This is a genomic window from Chryseobacterium sp. KMC2 (assembly GCF_016756935.1).
Taxonomy (GTDB): domain Bacteria; phylum Bacteroidota; class Bacteroidia; order Flavobacteriales; family Weeksellaceae; genus Chryseobacterium; species Chryseobacterium rhizosphaerae.
The window spans coordinates 315,803-331,753 of record NZ_JAESIT010000004.1; the positions used below are offsets into that span (position 1 = coordinate 315,803).

A 15,951-nucleotide genomic window follows, 5' to 3' on the forward strand; every position below is an offset into this window, starting at 1 on the left:
TATGAACCAACCTATTAAAAGAAGATTATTATTTGGTGAGCGAATGTTACTGGGAGACGGAACAGAACCGTTCAATGCGGTGATCCCTTTCAGGCTGAGAGGAACCTTTAAGCTTGCAGACATCCAACGGGCCCTGGCTCAGATTCAAAAAAAACATCCATGGCTGAGGGCACTCATCACCCATGATGAAAAAAATATTCCATGGTTTGATGTACAGGAAACCTCTATATCCATTCCGGTGCGAATCATACCCCGCCAGCATGAAAACCAATGGCAGGAAGAATCCACGAAAGAATGGCATACCCTGTTTAATTACGAAAAACTTCCCCTGATCCGGTTTGTATGGATCAAAGGGGAAGAAGTTTCAGATATGCTTTTTGCATTCCATCACTGTTTATGTGATGGTGGCTCTGCAATGGCTTTTTTAGATGAATTTTTAAAAACACTCGATAATCCGTCCACTGATATTGGGACAGAAAACCCTATATTGGGAATTCAGGATGTCGTTCCCGCCCATATTTTAAACAGCCGTAAGCAGCAGCTGAAGGCTAAATTTATCGGCAGACTGGCAGCAACGGCCATCAGGTTTATCCCTGTAGGTAAAAAAGCTATTGACCGGCAGGACGATTATCTGATTAACTGGAAAGTGGATGAAGCGGTAAGCCAGCAACTGATTTCCTATTGCAAATCCAATGAAGTTACCGTCAATACATTCTTAAGTGCGGCATTGCTTCAGGCATTCAGAAAAGTAAAAGGATCAGCAGCCTTTAACAAGATTTCCTGCCCCGTAGACATCAGACGTTTTGCCACCCAGATCAAAAATGACCATATCTTCGCTTTTGGGCTGATGATTGTGGTTTCCTCCAATGAAAAGATGAGTTTTCTGGAAAACCTACGTTCCATGCAGTCCTCTGTAGAGCGTAAAACGTCCAAGCTCAATCCTTATATTACCATGATGGTAATGGAATCCGGACATGATGCTTTGAATAATTTCACCAAGCTTCTAAAGAACGGAAAATCCTCCAACGACTGTATGTTTTCCAATCTGGGACGCATTCAGATCCCTCATGAGTATAAAGAGTTTTCGGTAGATACTATTTTCAGTCCATCAGTAATCGGACCATTAGGGAATACGACGACGATGGTGGTTTCTACCTACCGTGGAAAAATGGACTTTTCCTTTGTAGGAAGTGAAGGATATCTCCCTTATACCGAAGCATTGGCCATCCGTGATGAAGTGATGCAGATCATCAAAGTACAACTGGAATATATCGCCGTATCATGATCAGAAGAAAACTAATGATGGTGGAAAGGATCATGTATGTGGATCCCGAAACCCCCGTAAACTGTATATTTGCAGCCAAAATAAAAGGAGAACTTCTGGAGCAGAATTTTAAAACTGCTCTGGAAAAAATCCAGCAGAAACATGCGTTATTAAGAGTGGTGATAGACTCTAAAAGTGAGAAATACCCATTTTTTATAGAAGAAAAAGAGATTGCTCCTATCCCGCTCCGCATCGTAGAAAGAAAAACAGACCAGGACTGGCTGACAGAGTCTCAAAAAGAATGGAAAATCTTATTTGAGGAAGAAAAAACACCACTAGCCCGTGTCGTCTGGGTAAGAGGACAGGATGTTTCTGAAGTCTTTTGGGCCATCCCCCATTGCATTTCAGACGGAACCACCGGAGTAACTTTAATGAAGGAGCTTCTTCAGCTTTTGGACAATCCTGCTTTGGAATTAGAACCTTATGAGGCTTTCACTTCAGTAGATGAATTTCTCCCTTCCAACTTTAATGTAAAAAGCAAGAAATTCAAAGCCAAACTTTATCTGACCTTTGCCAGGTTCTTCTTTATGCTACAGCAAAAAAGTAAAAAAAGAAACCTTGGAAAAGACTATGTTCTTCACCAAAAACTGGATCCGACAACTACGGCTCAAATTACTGAAAGATGTAAAGCCAATGGAGTTTCCGTACATGCTTTGCTTTGTTCTGCGTTTATGCAGGCATTCCAGGAAGTAAAAGGGAAAGAAGCCAAAGGAAAAGTGATCAGCCCGGTGGATGTGCGTCATTTTATTCCGGAGATCAAAGAGGATCATTTATTTGCCTTTGCTCCAACCGTTGACCTTGCTATTAAAAAAGGAAGTTCCGATCTGCTGAACAACGCCAAACAAATTAAAGAAGACCTTGTTCAGAAAATAGGAAAAATGGAAGCCCGCGAACTGCTGTGGATGGGTGAACAGATGCACCCGATTGTTGACCGTATGATCTCCATGCTTAAATCAAGCAATGGTGGTCATGATGTAACCTTATCCAATATGGGCAGGATCAACATCCCGAACGAGTACAAGAACTTCAGCATTGAAACCATTTTCAGCCCTACAGTCGCCTTCCCATGGCTGAACTCAAACACTTTGGTAGCGAGTACGTACAATCATCAGATGGATTTTATATTTTTGTCCAACGAAGACTTCCTTCCCAAAGTGGAAGCCACCAAAATAAAAGAGAAAGCCATCGCGCTAATGATCACCTCATGAAATTGAAATTTAAGCCGAAGCCGCCTAAAAAGCTCAAAAAAACCACCCTCAAACGCTTTCTCATAAAGCGTACGATTTATTATGTCCTTCCCAATGTATTTTTCAATTTCATCATCGCCTATGCCAGCTTCAAAGAATTAGGCTATACCCATTTTTTCTCAGGTGAACAAAATCTGGCCCGCCTTACCCTACCCATGGCTTTATTTCTCCCCGTTGTCCTCACCATAGACATCCTCAAAAGAGTAACTGATGCCGCCGGACAAGGCGCCATTGAGTTTACCGTAGATGAACAGTTGAATATTAAAAAGTTAATGACCAAGCTGAGTATTTTGCATGGGGTGATTACCTGTTCTTTGGTATTAGCTATGCTTTTCTTAGGACAGTATAATTTTTCTAAGGATTATAAGCTGGATGCTACGGCTATGGCTGTGGTGGTGGGAACACTGGCTGGGATTTTGTCTGTGGTGTTTGTGTATTTACCGGTGTGGAGATTGAGGAGATGGATGTGTAGGAGGAATATAGCTATATGAAATATACTTTTTAGAAAAGTCATCATTATAATCTTGGTTCTAAGCATTTTTAATGAACTTTAGAAAAGAAGTTTCTACTTATGTTTTAAAGCCAAGATTCTTTTATTTATAGTAGGTTTTTAGTAAGTTTGTCTTTTATTAGTGATTTTTTTAAAAGACAATAACCTATACTATTAAAAACACCTAATGCCATCAAAATTTTTATTTCTAAAGGATCTTTATCCTGAGCTTTTTAATTGTGCAAGATTAGCAGAAAATTTGTATTATATAGATGCCAGTTCATCAATATCAAAATCAAGATTATTTTGCGAAAAATTAGTTGGTTTAATTGCTGGTTTTGAATCAGAAGACATTTCTCATTTAAATCAACACGATGCTATACAGTATCTAAATAATCACGAGATCTTACCCGATACAATAACTGATATTTTCCATGTAGTTAGAAAATCAGGTAACAGAGCCTCTCATGATGGTTCTAATAAATCTGATGAAGCTTTATTTATTTTAAAAAAAATATTTAGTCTTGCTAAGTGGTTTTTTGAAACTTACGAAGAAGATACTATTGAAAACCTTGTCTATGAATTACCACCCAATAAATCTGATGAGGAAATAGCCTCCTTAACAGATAAAGTGGATGAATTAACCATTCAATTAAAAAACTATGAATTAAAAATTCAATCACTGAATGTTTCAGAAAGTGGCATAAAGAAAAGAAGAGAAAAAGCTCAATTCTATGCAGATAAAATTAATCTCAATGAATATGATACAAGAATCCAACTGATAGACGTTCAGTTGAGAGCTGCCGGATGGGAATGTGATACAGAAAATATTAATTATAAGAATAAAAAAACATTACCCGAAAAAGGAAAAAATAAAGCAATTGCAGAATGGCCATGCGGAGGGAAGTATGCAGATTATGCTTTATTTATTGGTACTGAACTTTACGGTTTAGTTGAGGCTAAGAAATATAATACTGATATTTCTACCAACCTTCGGCAGTCTAAGGTATATTCAGAAAATATCCATCCACAGGATGAAATTATTTTACTAGGACAATGGGATACTTATAAGGTTCCATTCTTATATTCTACAAACGGAAAAAAATATTTAGAACAACTGAAAACCAAAAGTGGTATTTGGTTTCAGGATATAAGAAAATCCACCAATCGTCCGTATGCATTAAAAGGCTGGTACTCACCAGAAGGTTTAAAAGAACTATACAATAGAGACTCGGATGCAGCCAAAGAAAAACTCTTAGAAAGTGATTATGACTATTTGGCTTCTCCAAGCGGATTAAGTCTTCGTGATTATCAGATAGAAGCTATACAATCCGTTGAAAATAAACTAGCTGAAGCTCCTTTTGATAAAAGAGCTCTACTTGTTATGGCTACCGGAACAGGAAAAACCAGAACCATTAACGGGTTAATATATAGATTGATAAAAGCCAACAGATTTAAACGAATTCTATTTTTAACAGACAGAAAGCTTCTTGCAACACAGGCACGTGATAGTATTAAAGAAAATAAAGTTGAAGCTCAACAGTCTTTTGGTGGAATATATCAATTTGATGATCTTGGAACAACCATTCCGGACTCAGAATCCCGTCTCCATTTTGCCACCGTTCAGAGTATGGTAAAAAGACTCTTCTATAATGAAGGAGAACCATTAACTGTTGACACTTATGATTGTATTATTGTTGATGAAGCACACCGTGGTTACCAGTTGGATAAAGAAATGAATGAAGATGATTTTGGTATCCGAAATGAAGATGACTATGTAGCACAGTACCGTAAAGTTCTTGATTATTTTGATGCTTTTAAAATAGGGATGACAGCTACACCTGCCCTTCACACAACAGAAATTTTTGGAGAATCTGTTTATAATTACTCTTATCGAAGAGCTGTAATAGACGGCAATTTGGTAGATCATGAACCTCCATTTAATATTAAAACTTATCTTAATACCGAAGGAATTACATGGGAAAAGGGAGAAAAACCTCAGGTATATGATGGCGAAACTGGAGAAATAACAGATTTGGATGAACTGGAAGATGAATTAAAATTTGGTGTAGAACATTTTAACAAACAAGTTCTTAATGATAATTTCAACAGGGCTGTAGTTCAGGAACTTGTTAAAAACCTAGATCCCGAAGGCAATGAAAAAACAATCATCTTCGCTGCAAGAGATAGTCATGCAGATACCATAATCAACATGCTGGGTGAAGAGTTCGAAAAAATTGGCGTTGATGTTCATGAAAAAGCTATTCAGAAAATTACGGGTAGTGTTTATGATAATGCACAATTAACCAGAGATTTTAAGAATGAAAGATATCCCAATATTGTTGTTACGGTAGACTTATTAACTACCGGAATTGATGTTCCTTCTATATGTAATGTTGTATTTATGCGTCGTGTACGTTCCCGTATATTGTACGAACAAATGCTGGGAAGAGCCACACGTCTTTGCCCTGAAATAGGAAAAGAATCTTTTAAAATATTTGATGCAGTTCGTTTATATGAAGCATTAAAAGATTACACCCAGATACAAACAGTAGGAAATCCTTCTTATAGCTTCCAACAATTGGTAGAAGAAACTGAGAGAATTTCTGATGAGCAGCGCTTATATAAACAGGTTGAGCAAATCATTGCAAAATTGCAACGAAAGTCAAGAAACCTAACGGCTGAACAAAAAGAACATATTTCTTATTATACAGATGGAAATACCATTGAAGGATTAATACAGTCTTTGAAGAATACAACCGGCTCTGAAATAAAAAATACAGTAGAGCAATTAAGCTCACTTTGGAATTATCTTGATACAAAAGTATACAAGAAATATTCTCAATTTGTTTCTACACATGAAGATTCTGTAATGGAAGTTACCCGTGGATATGGAAATGCAGATAAGCCTGAAGATTATATAGAAGGTTTCAAAAAATTTCTTCAGGAAAACAGCAATACGATTACAGCAATCAATATTATTTGTAATAAACCTCAGGAGCTAGACCGTAAGTCATTAAAAGAATTAAAGTTACTTTTAGATGAAAAAGGTTTTAATGAAACTTCTCTGAATACCGCTTGGAAATCCACAAAAAATGTGGATATTGCGGCCGATATTATAGCTTATATCAGGACACTTTCTATGGGAATTGATCTAATAACCCCTCAGGAACGTGTTCAGAAAACCATTAGCAAGTTAAAATCAAAACATCAATGGACTGCTGTGCAATTAAGATGGATAGACCGTTTTGAAAAACAATTGATGGCAGAAACCATTCTTACAAAACAGGACTTAGATTTAAGACCTTTTGTAGATGAAGGAGGTTTTACAAGGCTAAATAAGATATTTAATAACGAATTAGAAGAATTGATAACAGAGCTGAATAATGAACTCTATTCAGCATAGAAATGTAAAATGAGCGCACAGGAAATAGCCAATAAACTTTGGAATTTATGTAATGTGTTGCGCGATGACGGCGTAACGTACCACCAATATCTTAACGAACTTACTTTCATCCTTTTCCTTAAATTATCTGAGGTAAAAGGATTTTCAGATCAAATTCCTGAAGAGTACAGATGGAATAAATTTGTAGAGGAAACAGATAATGTAGAAGCTTTTAGATTATATCGTGATTTTTTAGCTAATGTAAGCAGCAAAACAGACAGTCCATCTATCAAAGACATCTATACTAATGCTTCTACTACACTTACTAAGCCTGTAAACTTTAATACTTTGGTTCAGGCTATTGATAAGCTGGATTGGTATGAGGAATCTGACCGTGATGTCATGGGAGATATCTACGAAAGTTTATTGGAGAAAAATGCAGGTGAGAAAAAAAGTGGTGCAGGGCAATATTTTACTCCACGTCCATTAATTAATGTAATGGTAAAACTAATGGCTCCCAAATTAGGTGAAAAGTGGAATGATCCTGCCTGTGGAACCTTTGGTTTTATGATTTCTGCAGATCATTATCTGAAAGAAAAATACGATTACCGTTACGTTCTCTCTTCTGAAAAAATCAAATTTCAGGAAGAAGAAGCGTTTTCTGGAGTAGAACTTGTTGCTGATGCCCATCGTTTAGCTCTAATGAATGCCAGGTTGCATCAAATGGAGAGTAACATTCTTTTAGGTGATACATTAACAAGTTTAGGTGAAAATCTAAAAGGCTTTAATGGTGTATTAGCCAATCCTCCTTTTGGTACAAAAAAGGGAGGAGAAAAACCTACCAGAACAGATTTAAAACATATATCCAGCAACAAACAGCTTAATTTCTTACAGCATATTTACAGAAGCATTATTACTGACGGAACAGGTCGTGCTGCTGTAGTATTACCAGATAACGTTCTGTTTGAAGATGGTGACGGACAACGCATCCGAAAAGATTTGATGGAAAAATGCAATCTGCATACTATTTTACGTTTACCAACAGGTATTTTCTATGCAGCAGGGGTAAAAACCAATGTTCTTTTCTTTACAAGGGGTAAAAAAGAAGAAGGAAATACCAAAAATGTATGGTTCTACGATATGAGAACCAATATGCCAAGTTTTGGGAAAAGAACACCTTTTACAGAAAAAGCATTTGAAGATTTTATCACAGCTTATACCGGAGGATTAACCGCAGAAAATGTAGTAAAAGAGTATGAAGGAGCAATAGATGAAGAAAAAAGAAAGCAAATAAAAGACGAACGTTGGCAATGCATTTCCCGTGAAGAAATTGCAAAGAAAAATGATTCTTTAGATTTAGGATTGATTGCTGATGAAAGTTTAACAAAGTCCTCTGATATAGGTGAGCCATTAGATATTGCTAATGATGCTTTAAAAGAACTTTTACTTATACAAACTGAATTGGAAAACTTAATTAAAGAATTGAAATAATGAGTTTAGTCCATAGAGTTGAAGATTTATTTAAAGATAAAAAGTATCCAGAAAGATGGCAAATTACAACATTAAATACAGTTGCAACTATTCAAAATGGATATGCTTTTAAATCAAGATTGTTTAATTCAACAGAAGGATTTCCACTGCTTAGAATTAGAGATATTTTAGAAAGTAAAATTGAAACATACTATTCAGGTGATTTCTCCGAAGAATATATAGTTAATGCTGATGATTTAATTATTGGTATGGATGGAGATTTTAATCATGCCCTCTGGAAAAACAAACCTACTTTATTAAATCAAAGGGTTTGCAGGATCAAACCCAATGAGAATTTTATATTGAAAAAATTTATTTTTTATGGCATTGGTGAATTCCTTAAAATAATAAATGAAAATACTTCATCAACAACAGTAAAACATCTATCATCAAAAAGTATAAATGAAATACCTTTTCCTCTTCCTCCATTACCAGAACAAGAGCGTATTGTAGCAAAGTTAGATTCTTTATTTGCACAACATGAAACAATGAAAAAAGCTTTGGGGCGTATTCCTCAGTTGCTTAAAGATTTTCGTCAGCAAGTTTTAACACAAGCTATTACCGGAAAATTGACTAACGTACCTGATATGCAAATGAGATTAATGAGTGATTTTTTTGATGTTAAAACAGGAGCTACTCCGAAAAAAGGAGAAAAGAAATTTTATGAAAATGCAAATATATATTGGATTAAATCTGGCGAAGTAAAAAATTCATACATATATAAAACTGAAGAACTCATTACTGAACTAGCTGTAAAGACAACAAATGCAAAAATTTTTCCGAAAGATACTATCTTAATTGCAATGTATGGGGAAGGTAAAACAAGGGGACAAATTGGATGGATGAAAATTGAAGCCGCAACGAATCAAGCTATCGCTGCATTAGTTAATGAAAATTTAGAGTTAATAACAAGAAAATATATCTATTTATATTGTTTAAGTCAATATAATGAAATTAGGGCTAAAGCTGAAGGTGGAAACCAGCCAAATTTAAATCTTTCAAAAATTAAAAATTGGGAAATTACTATTCCGAAATTAATTATAGAACAAGAGAAGATTACTAATCGAGTAGAAAATCTCTTTGCCAAAGCAGATATTATAGAAGAGCGGTACAAAACTTTAAAAGAAAAAATAGATAGTCTTCCACAAGCCATTCTACATAAAGCTTTTAAAGGAGAATTAGTTCCTCAACTCCCTAGTGATGGAGATGCAAAAGACCTGTTAGAAGAAATTCTAAAACTGAAAAAAGAAATAAAGAAGAAATAAAACATTAAAAAGGTTCAGCAGATGCTGAACCTTTTTCTATATCTTAACTTATCTCTTCTCAATCAACCTCTCCAATCTTCCCATCATCTCATCCTTCTCCTTCAGCATCCTCTCATAAAGAGCAATCTTATCATCATGCAACTGCACTATTTTTTCAATAGGGTGAAAATTAATTGTACCGTAATTAAATGAATTACTGAAAGCATTCTCCCCAAACGTATTAGAAATAATATTCACTGCCTGCTCCTCATCAAAATTCTGAAACGCTTCCACCGGAATTTTCAATACTTCAGAAATTCTTTTCAGTAAAGGGTCTTCAATAATTTCTTTCTGTTCCAGCAGAGAAATTTTCTTCTGGTTCCATTCGTCCCCAAGGTCAAGAGCCAATGCTTCCTGCTTGATGCCCAGCATTTCCCTGAATCGTTTTACATTGCGTCCCTAAGATATTTTGTGTTAAATAATAAATCCAAAACTTTATGAAGTGCTAAATTATAAAAAACACTTCTACTAATAACATTTAAAACCAAATAATTAAATCTATATTTTTTTAATAAAAATAATCTTTACGGGTTGTTATATTGACTAAAGTTACCATTTTACCTATATTTACAGCAAACATACTCTGAAATTTTAAATTCAGAGCATTTAGAAGAATTATTACTAAATCAAGTAACTTGGTTGGAATAACTTTTAAATGGAATACCAGATAAAAAACTAATGTGAAAAAACAAATTTGATATGGAGTTTGAGACACAAGCGTATAACAGCCTCAAAAAATATTTGGAAAGCTTAGGCTATCCCCATTCATCAATTTTCCCAGAGTATGATTTGCTGAATTCAAAAATTGATGCAGTCGTTAGATCTAAAGATAGGATTCTAATTGCTATTGAAATAAAAAAAAATGCTGCTATAAAATCAATCGCTACGGATGAAATAGGATATCATCCTATTACCCGAAGCTTACAAAAGGTAGCTATTGAACTAAACGCAAAATATTATTTACTGTCTGATGGAAAACAACATTTATGGCTTAAAACAGGGCAAAATGGGCGACCGGAAAAAACAATAGCTGTACAGTATAATCAATTCCATACCCATACACTGTCTGAATTTGAATTTACTAAAGAACTTTTAATACACATTACAGAATACATCCGAAATTTTCCTTTAACTGGAGACCATTTATATGATGTATCAATAGTACTGTATGCTAAACTAATACAGGATCTCGACGGAGAAAAACATAATGCTATTAATTTTCAGAATCTCATTGGAACACATCATATTCACGAAAAATCACCTAGCAGTTATTCTCCGGATGCCATATTGAAAGAAGCTTTAGAACGTTTGAAAGATATCGATTTGTTAGAAAATCGAATTACAGTATTTGAATTTATTGATTCTTTTTTTGAAGCCTCACGAAAAGAATGGAATGTACCCAGATGGATGGCCGATTTAATGGTAGCCTTAATTAACAAAGATAAACAAACTAATCTACTGGATTTATTTTCCAGAAATGGTATATTCATATCTTCAGCTTATTTAAGAGAATTCCAAAACATTACGGCCTATTATACTTCTCACAACGAGTTATATTGGATAAAAATTCAGCAAATTTTAGGAAGAAAGAAAGAATCTGAGGTGAAGTTTGAGCCTGGCTTATTACAAGGTAATTTCGAAGTATTATCTCAAAATAGTATGGATGCTGTTTTATTGGCTCCTCCTTTTAATCTAAAATTTGAAAAACATATCGATAGTTATCTCGGGAGACAAGGTCTTAAAGATGGTAATACATTATTTCTGGAAGCCGCATTAAATACAACTAATCAGAATGGACAGGTTATAGCTATTGTACCTGATGGTTTTCTTTTATCAGCACAATATAAAAAAGCCAGGAGCTATTTTCAGTCTCAAATTGAAGCTATTATTAGTTTACCAGATGATGCTTTTAAACCTTATTCTTTGGTAAAAACCAGCTTGGTATTATTAAGAAAAAGCGATTCAAAAAAACAAGAAAAAGTTTTTATGGCCGCTCTCGATAAAGTACCTGTTTGTAATCCTTTGTACAAAGAATATGATTCTTCCATGGAAGCTATTTTACAAAATCTTGCTTTATACAGAACAGAAAAAAAGATTATTTCTTCACAAAATGGGTTCACAGTAGAAAAATTAAATGCAGAAAATTTTCACGTAACCAAATATTGGCTTGATCAGCATGCCCAACCTTCAGATAATGTAAAATCAGATTTTTCCATACTCCCTTTAAAGGAACTTATGAAGAGTATATCTCGTGGTAATACAATTGTGAACGATATAGACGGTGATATTCCTTGTATCAATCCTGCTGTTATCAGAGAGCTGCAATTAAACAAAGAAGAGTTATCTTTTACTTCTAAAGAAAAATTACCTCATGGCAAAATATACAGAGTTGTTGCAAATGATATATTGGTCAATATAATTGGGCCGTATCGTGGAAAAGCTGCATTGGTATCCAAAGATTTCGAAGAAATGCTTGTAAATCGACATATAGCTATTATTAAGCCCAATCATGAGTTTATTTTACCTGGCTATTTGGCCATAGCATTAAATAGTCAATTTGTTCAGGCACAATTTCATGACCAAACTTCTGGTACAGTTATACCTGCTTTAAATCTATCAAGTTTTGATCACATAATCATACCTGTTCCAAGCCTGGAAATACAGCAAAAAATTTATCAAGAATTTGCTCTACAGCTAGATGAATTAGCTGCCATTCAAACAAAGGCTGCAATCCTCAAAGGAGAAATAACTAAAAGATTGTCTAACCTCAGTAAAGAAGGAGATAAGCTATGAATTCTTTTCCTAAAATTACAAACGATTTGATTGCTGCTTGCTTTTTCAAACTTCGAACACTTTATAGCAATGATTTAATAAAATTGTTACAAGCAGCACAAACAGCCACGTTAGGTGAACGATCAGCTTTTGTTGTGGGTCCAGGTGATACAAATCAACAGATTGATATAATCGAAACGAGAATTAAAAGAATAGCAGACAGTTATGGACAAAAACTGCTGATAAAAATTATAGAATGCTTGTATGAGGATTTACAAATAAACGGTGCAATTGGAGTAACAAATACTGATTTCTTAGCTTGTAGCAAAATCACTCTTCAAGATGGAAGTCAGTTACAATATAAAGCAGTAAAAAAATGGCATTGGGTATGGAATCTGGAAGTGGACGGTAACCCTGGCTTAGTTGATCTGGATATAAGAATCGGTAATAATACTCCTGGAGAAATTGTACCTGAGTATATCCTACAATACATACAACAAGGTGTGGCAGCCTTTAAGTCAGGCAAGCCTGCAGTTGCAATGGCATTAATGACAATAGGTTTAGAAGGTACTCTTCGAGATGCATTGGAAACAAAAGGATATAGTTATCAATATGGAACTCCTTCACAAGATGTTTATGAAAGAGTTAATATGGATATTCATAAAGACCCTACGGGTTATAAAGTAACGTTTCCCCATTCAATGCCTAGAGTACACAGTGATTATTTGTCTAACCCCGGAGACCCTACTTATAAAAGAGTTAGAATTAAACGAGTAAAACAGCCTGATGGAAATTTTATTCTTGAAATTAAAAATATAGGTGATTTATTTGATTATTGGTCATCGGATCAAATTACTACGACAGGAACCGCACAAGTTAGTGGTCTTGGAGCAGCAATAAACATTGGAAGAAATTTATTAGGAATTATAACCCCTATAGATATTCCAGAAGATTTAGATAGACCAATACAGGCAGTAAGAAATAATTTAATTCACTTATCGGGCAATTCGATGTCAGAAGTTGTCCAACAGGATACTGTAGGAAACGATATTACATTAAAAGAATTCTTAATTGATAGAAATCGAGTTTTTGATGCTGTATGTACTATTGGTAACTCAATTAATATGCTATATAATAGAATTGCAGACAGAACACTATAAAAAAATAAAATCAACATGAACACCTTCGGAAAAACCATACGCCTATTCTTCGTAGATGGCACCCCAAACAGTCTCACCACCGCAGAACTCAGCAACTGGACGGGAATAGGCATCAGAGTTCCCCGTATTAAAGTAAGAGAATACAGCATCCGCCCTGAGTTTAGAAAACCTGGTGTATATATTTTGATTGGTAAAGGAGATAACAATGAGGATATGGCCTATATTGGGGAAGCAGAAGTCATTGCTGACCGCATTGCCCACCATATTGCTAACAGAGACTTTTGGAACGAAGTCTTATTCTTTGGGAGCAAAGATCAATACCTGAATAAGGCTGGTGTTAAATATTTAGAAAATGGGCTGTATGAACTAGCTGTAAACGCAGGTCGTTATGCTATCAATCAAAACATCCCTACTCGACCGGAACTTTCTGAAGCTGAACAAGCTGAACTAGAGGAATTTTTATCCAATATCAAAATATTGACTGCATCATTAGGCCATAAAATATTTGAATCGCTGGAAGAAACTATTGAGCAAGATGAAACTAGTCAACTGATTTTATTCTGTAAAAATGGAGCCGGAGCAAACAGTAAAGGAAGTCCTTCCACTGAGGGTTTTATTGTATATAAAGATTCTCTTTTTATGATAACAGAACAACCATCATTAGCAGATGGTATCGTGACAGAGCGAAGAAAAATGATATCAGAAGGAATACTACAAATTGAAGATGGATTTTATAAGTTGACAAAAGACTATATTTTCACCTCATCTTCAAGAGCTGCATCTGCTACATTGGCCAGATCAGCAAGTGGTCCCTTAGAATGGAAAACAGAGGCGGGAACTCAACTCAAGTATTTAGAAATATAATTTGAATAATACAGTTGGGATTCCCACGGAATGACAAATAGCACGCTTAATCTTTCCATTTTTTTGTCATTCCGCAGGAATCTAAGCATAAAACCTCTAATCAATTTCACTGATATAGCTTACGTCGGGTGAATTAACTCCTCAATATCATATTATTTATCTAACTTCTAAGCCAATCATAATACTTTCATCTACATTCTACGGCATTCTCATATAATTTTTGTTCTTTTGCAAAAAGGTTTTAAATTTTAAATAATTGCATGTCGAAGTTTGATGAAATCCGGTATTTCCATGATCAGGAGGTGAATGAAGCGTTAGGGAGTGTATCCCGCGACCCTATGATGAAAGCGCTGATGAATTTTACTTTTCCAGATACGGATGAGCAAATTTGGCTGGAACAGTTTAAAAATATTCATTCCATCAGTGATTTTCAGAGGCATTTTATAGCACAGACCGTTCGTCAGATCCTTACAAAAAGTTCTGACGGTTTGACGACCTCAGGTTTCGATCAGCTGGATAAAAATACCCCTTACCTTTTCATTTCGAATCACAGGGATATTGTGTTGGACACTTCCCTACTTAACCTTGCTTTACTGGAGAGCGGCCACATTATGACCGCTTCGGCCATTGGTGACAACCTTGTTGGGAGAAAGTTCCTGAATGTATTGGCCAAGCTGAACCGTAACTTTTTAGTTCAGAGAGGGCTGTCGCTGCGTGACCAGCTTAAAAGCTCACAAATCATGTCCGAGTATATTGAGCAGCAATTACACCAGGAAAAGCGTTCCGTATGGATTGCTCAGCGTGAAGGCCGCGCTAAAGACGGTAATGATGCTACTCAGCAAGGCGTTTTAAAAATGCTGGCAATGGCAGCTGGAGATCAATCCCTGACGGATTATTTTAAATCCTTAAAGATTGTTCCCATCTCCATCTCTTATGAATATGACCCTACCGATTCTTTAAAAATGCCCCAACTGCTGGCCAAACACAGAGAAGAGGAATACATAAAAGGTAAAAATGAAGATTTTACCACCATGCTTAGTGGTATATTGGGTCAAAAGAAGAGAATTCATCTGCATGCCGGTCATGTCATTGACAAAGAACTGGATGATATTGCAGCTACCATTGAGAATAAAAATAAGCAGCTGCAAGCTGTTGCTCAGATCGTTGATGATTCCATTATCAGGAATTATAAGCTATGGCCAACGAAATTTATAGCCTATGATCTGCTTCATAATACCCAGACCTATACTTCACAGTATACCGAACAGGAAAAACAGCTGTTTATCCGAAGACTGGAAATGCGTATTGATCCTTCTGATCCCGTTTCTAAAGAATATTTCCTATCGATGTATGCCAATCCGTTAATCAATAAAATAAAGATTGAAGAAAGCTTTTCAGGATAACAGACTTTAGTAGGGCATTGTTTATTTTGTCAATTTGAAAATCTTTTTTAAACCATAGATTTAGCATATTTTTTTGCCATTTTTAAAACATACCCCTTCATTTCAAAAGAAAATCAGAGGGTTTCAAAAAAACTTATGTGAACTTCTCAGCAGTTTATTTGTAACTCCATTCTCCTAAAGTGTTCCTAAAACTTTTGTGACTTTTGTTGTTATAGTTTTCTCCCGGCAACTCAGGTAAATTGACTTTATACCACTCGATTTTAATGGAACTGATGTTTTTTCATACAGCTTATTCAGCGACAAAGTCGCCCTACTTTGCATTCTTAAAATAAAGCACTCGAATCACTATTCCTTTGCGTTTAAAAATCCATCCAACTCTAATTGAATACATAATTTTTTTTAACGCAAAGCTTTAATTTTATTGCGCTTACTGTTAAGTGAGCTAAGAGTAAATCGATTTCCAATCGATTTT

At 35.2% G+C, this 15,951-nt stretch carries 11 protein-coding genes; 10 read left to right on the top strand and 1 reads right to left on the bottom strand.

Annotated features, from left to right (window positions below; genetic code table 11):
• Position 1: 1 nt before the first annotated feature.
• From JML65_RS07010 to JML65_RS07035, 6 genes are all read left to right on the top strand, one after another.
• The gene (locus JML65_RS07010) at positions 2 to 1,285 is read left to right on the top strand and encodes a condensation domain-containing protein (protein WP_202270354.1); all 1,284 of its coding nucleotides are present in this window, start codon (positions 2 to 4) and stop codon (positions 1,283 to 1,285) included.
• A complete protein-coding gene (locus tag JML65_RS07015) occupies positions 1,282 to 2,532 on the top strand; it encodes a condensation domain-containing protein (protein WP_202270355.1) in 1,251 nt (416 codons plus the stop codon). Before JML65_RS07010 ends, JML65_RS07015 begins: the two co-directional genes overlap by 4 nt.
• Positions 2,529 to 3,062, top strand: a complete 534-nt coding sequence (locus tag JML65_RS07020) for a hypothetical protein (RefSeq protein WP_202270356.1) — start codon at positions 2,529 to 2,531, stop codon at positions 3,060 to 3,062. The genes JML65_RS07015 and JML65_RS07020 overlap by 4 nt, the downstream gene beginning before the upstream one ends.
• 186 nt (positions 3,063 to 3,248) lie before the next feature.
• Positions 3,249 to 6,467 (top strand): type I restriction-modification system endonuclease, encoded by a 3,219-nt coding sequence (hsdR, locus tag JML65_RS07025; RefSeq protein WP_202270357.1) that lies wholly within the window; start codon positions 3,249 to 3,251, stop codon positions 6,465 to 6,467.
• Positions 6,468 to 6,476: 9 nt separating this feature from the next.
• Positions 6,477 to 7,937: an N-6 DNA methylase gene (locus JML65_RS07030; protein ID WP_202270358.1), complete on the top strand. Its 1,461-nt coding sequence runs from the start codon at positions 6,477 to 6,479 to the stop codon at positions 7,935 to 7,937.
• Positions 7,937 to 9,241 carry a restriction endonuclease subunit S gene (locus JML65_RS07035; protein ID WP_202270359.1) on the top strand — a complete coding sequence of 435 codons (1,305 nt, stop codon included), beginning with the start codon at positions 7,937 to 7,939 and terminating at the stop codon, positions 9,239 to 9,241. Before JML65_RS07030 ends, JML65_RS07035 begins: the two co-directional genes overlap by 1 nt.
• Positions 9,242 to 9,289: 48 nt before the next feature.
• On the opposite strand, the gene JML65_RS07040 is transcribed toward JML65_RS07035, so the two are convergent.
• The gene (locus tag JML65_RS07040) at positions 9,290 to 9,652 is read right to left on the bottom strand and encodes an XRE family transcriptional regulator (RefSeq protein WP_237390804.1); all 363 of its coding nucleotides are present in this window, start codon (positions 9,650 to 9,652) and stop codon (positions 9,290 to 9,292) included.
• Positions 9,653 to 9,979: 327 nt separating this feature from the next.
• On the opposite strand from JML65_RS07040, the gene JML65_RS07045 reads away from it, so the two are divergent.
• The 4 genes from JML65_RS07045 (at position 9,980) to JML65_RS07060 (ending at position 15,479) form a co-directional block, all read left to right on the top strand.
• Complete coding sequence (locus JML65_RS07045) at positions 9,980 to 12,073, top strand: restriction endonuclease subunit S (RefSeq protein WP_202270360.1); 2,094 nt, start codon at positions 9,980 to 9,982, stop codon at positions 12,071 to 12,073.
• On the top strand, positions 12,070 to 13,212 hold the full coding sequence (locus tag JML65_RS07050; RefSeq protein WP_202270361.1) for a hypothetical protein: 1,143 nt from the start codon (positions 12,070 to 12,072) through the stop codon (positions 13,210 to 13,212). The genes JML65_RS07045 and JML65_RS07050 overlap by 4 nt, the downstream gene beginning before the upstream one ends.
• A 15-nt stretch (positions 13,213 to 13,227) precedes the next feature.
• Positions 13,228 to 14,076, top strand: coding sequence for a GIY-YIG nuclease family protein (locus JML65_RS07055; RefSeq protein ID WP_202270362.1), 849 nt, complete (start codon positions 13,228 to 13,230; stop codon positions 14,074 to 14,076).
• 260 nt (positions 14,077 to 14,336) lie between these two features.
• Entirely contained in the window at positions 14,337 to 15,479 is a 1,143-nt protein-coding gene (locus JML65_RS07060) for a 1-acyl-sn-glycerol-3-phosphate acyltransferase (protein WP_202270363.1), read from the top strand.
• The last annotated feature ends 472 nt before the right edge of the window (positions 15,480 to 15,951 follow it).

Excerpts from the sequence above, each read along its gene's own strand:
- JML65_RS07010 (WP_202270354.1), top strand. The coding sequence starts at position 2 with ATGAACCAACCTATTAAAAGAAGATTATTATTTGGTGAGCGAATGTTA.
- JML65_RS07015 (WP_202270355.1), top strand. The coding sequence starts at position 1,282 with ATGATCAGAAGAAAACTAATGATGGTGGAAAGGATCATGTATGTGGAT.
- JML65_RS07020 (WP_202270356.1), top strand. The coding sequence starts at position 2,529 with ATGAAATTGAAATTTAAGCCGAAGCCGCCTAAAAAGCTCAAAAAAACC.
- hsdR (WP_202270357.1), top strand. The coding sequence starts at position 3,249 with ATGCCATCAAAATTTTTATTTCTAAAGGATCTTTATCCTGAGCTTTTT.
- JML65_RS07030 (WP_202270358.1), top strand. The coding sequence starts at position 6,477 with ATGAGCGCACAGGAAATAGCCAATAAACTTTGGAATTTATGTAATGTG.
- JML65_RS07035 (WP_202270359.1), top strand. The coding sequence starts at position 7,937 with ATGAGTTTAGTCCATAGAGTTGAAGATTTATTTAAAGATAAAAAGTAT.
- JML65_RS07040 (WP_237390804.1), bottom strand. The coding sequence starts at position 9,652 with ATGCTGGGCATCAAGCAGGAAGCATTGGCTCTTGACCTTGGGGACGAA.
- JML65_RS07045 (WP_202270360.1), top strand. The coding sequence starts at position 9,980 with ATGGAGTTTGAGACACAAGCGTATAACAGCCTCAAAAAATATTTGGAA.
- JML65_RS07050 (WP_202270361.1), top strand. The coding sequence starts at position 12,070 with ATGAATTCTTTTCCTAAAATTACAAACGATTTGATTGCTGCTTGCTTT.
- JML65_RS07055 (WP_202270362.1), top strand. The coding sequence starts at position 13,228 with ATGAACACCTTCGGAAAAACCATACGCCTATTCTTCGTAGATGGCACC.
- JML65_RS07060 (WP_202270363.1), top strand. The coding sequence starts at position 14,337 with ATGTCGAAGTTTGATGAAATCCGGTATTTCCATGATCAGGAGGTGAAT.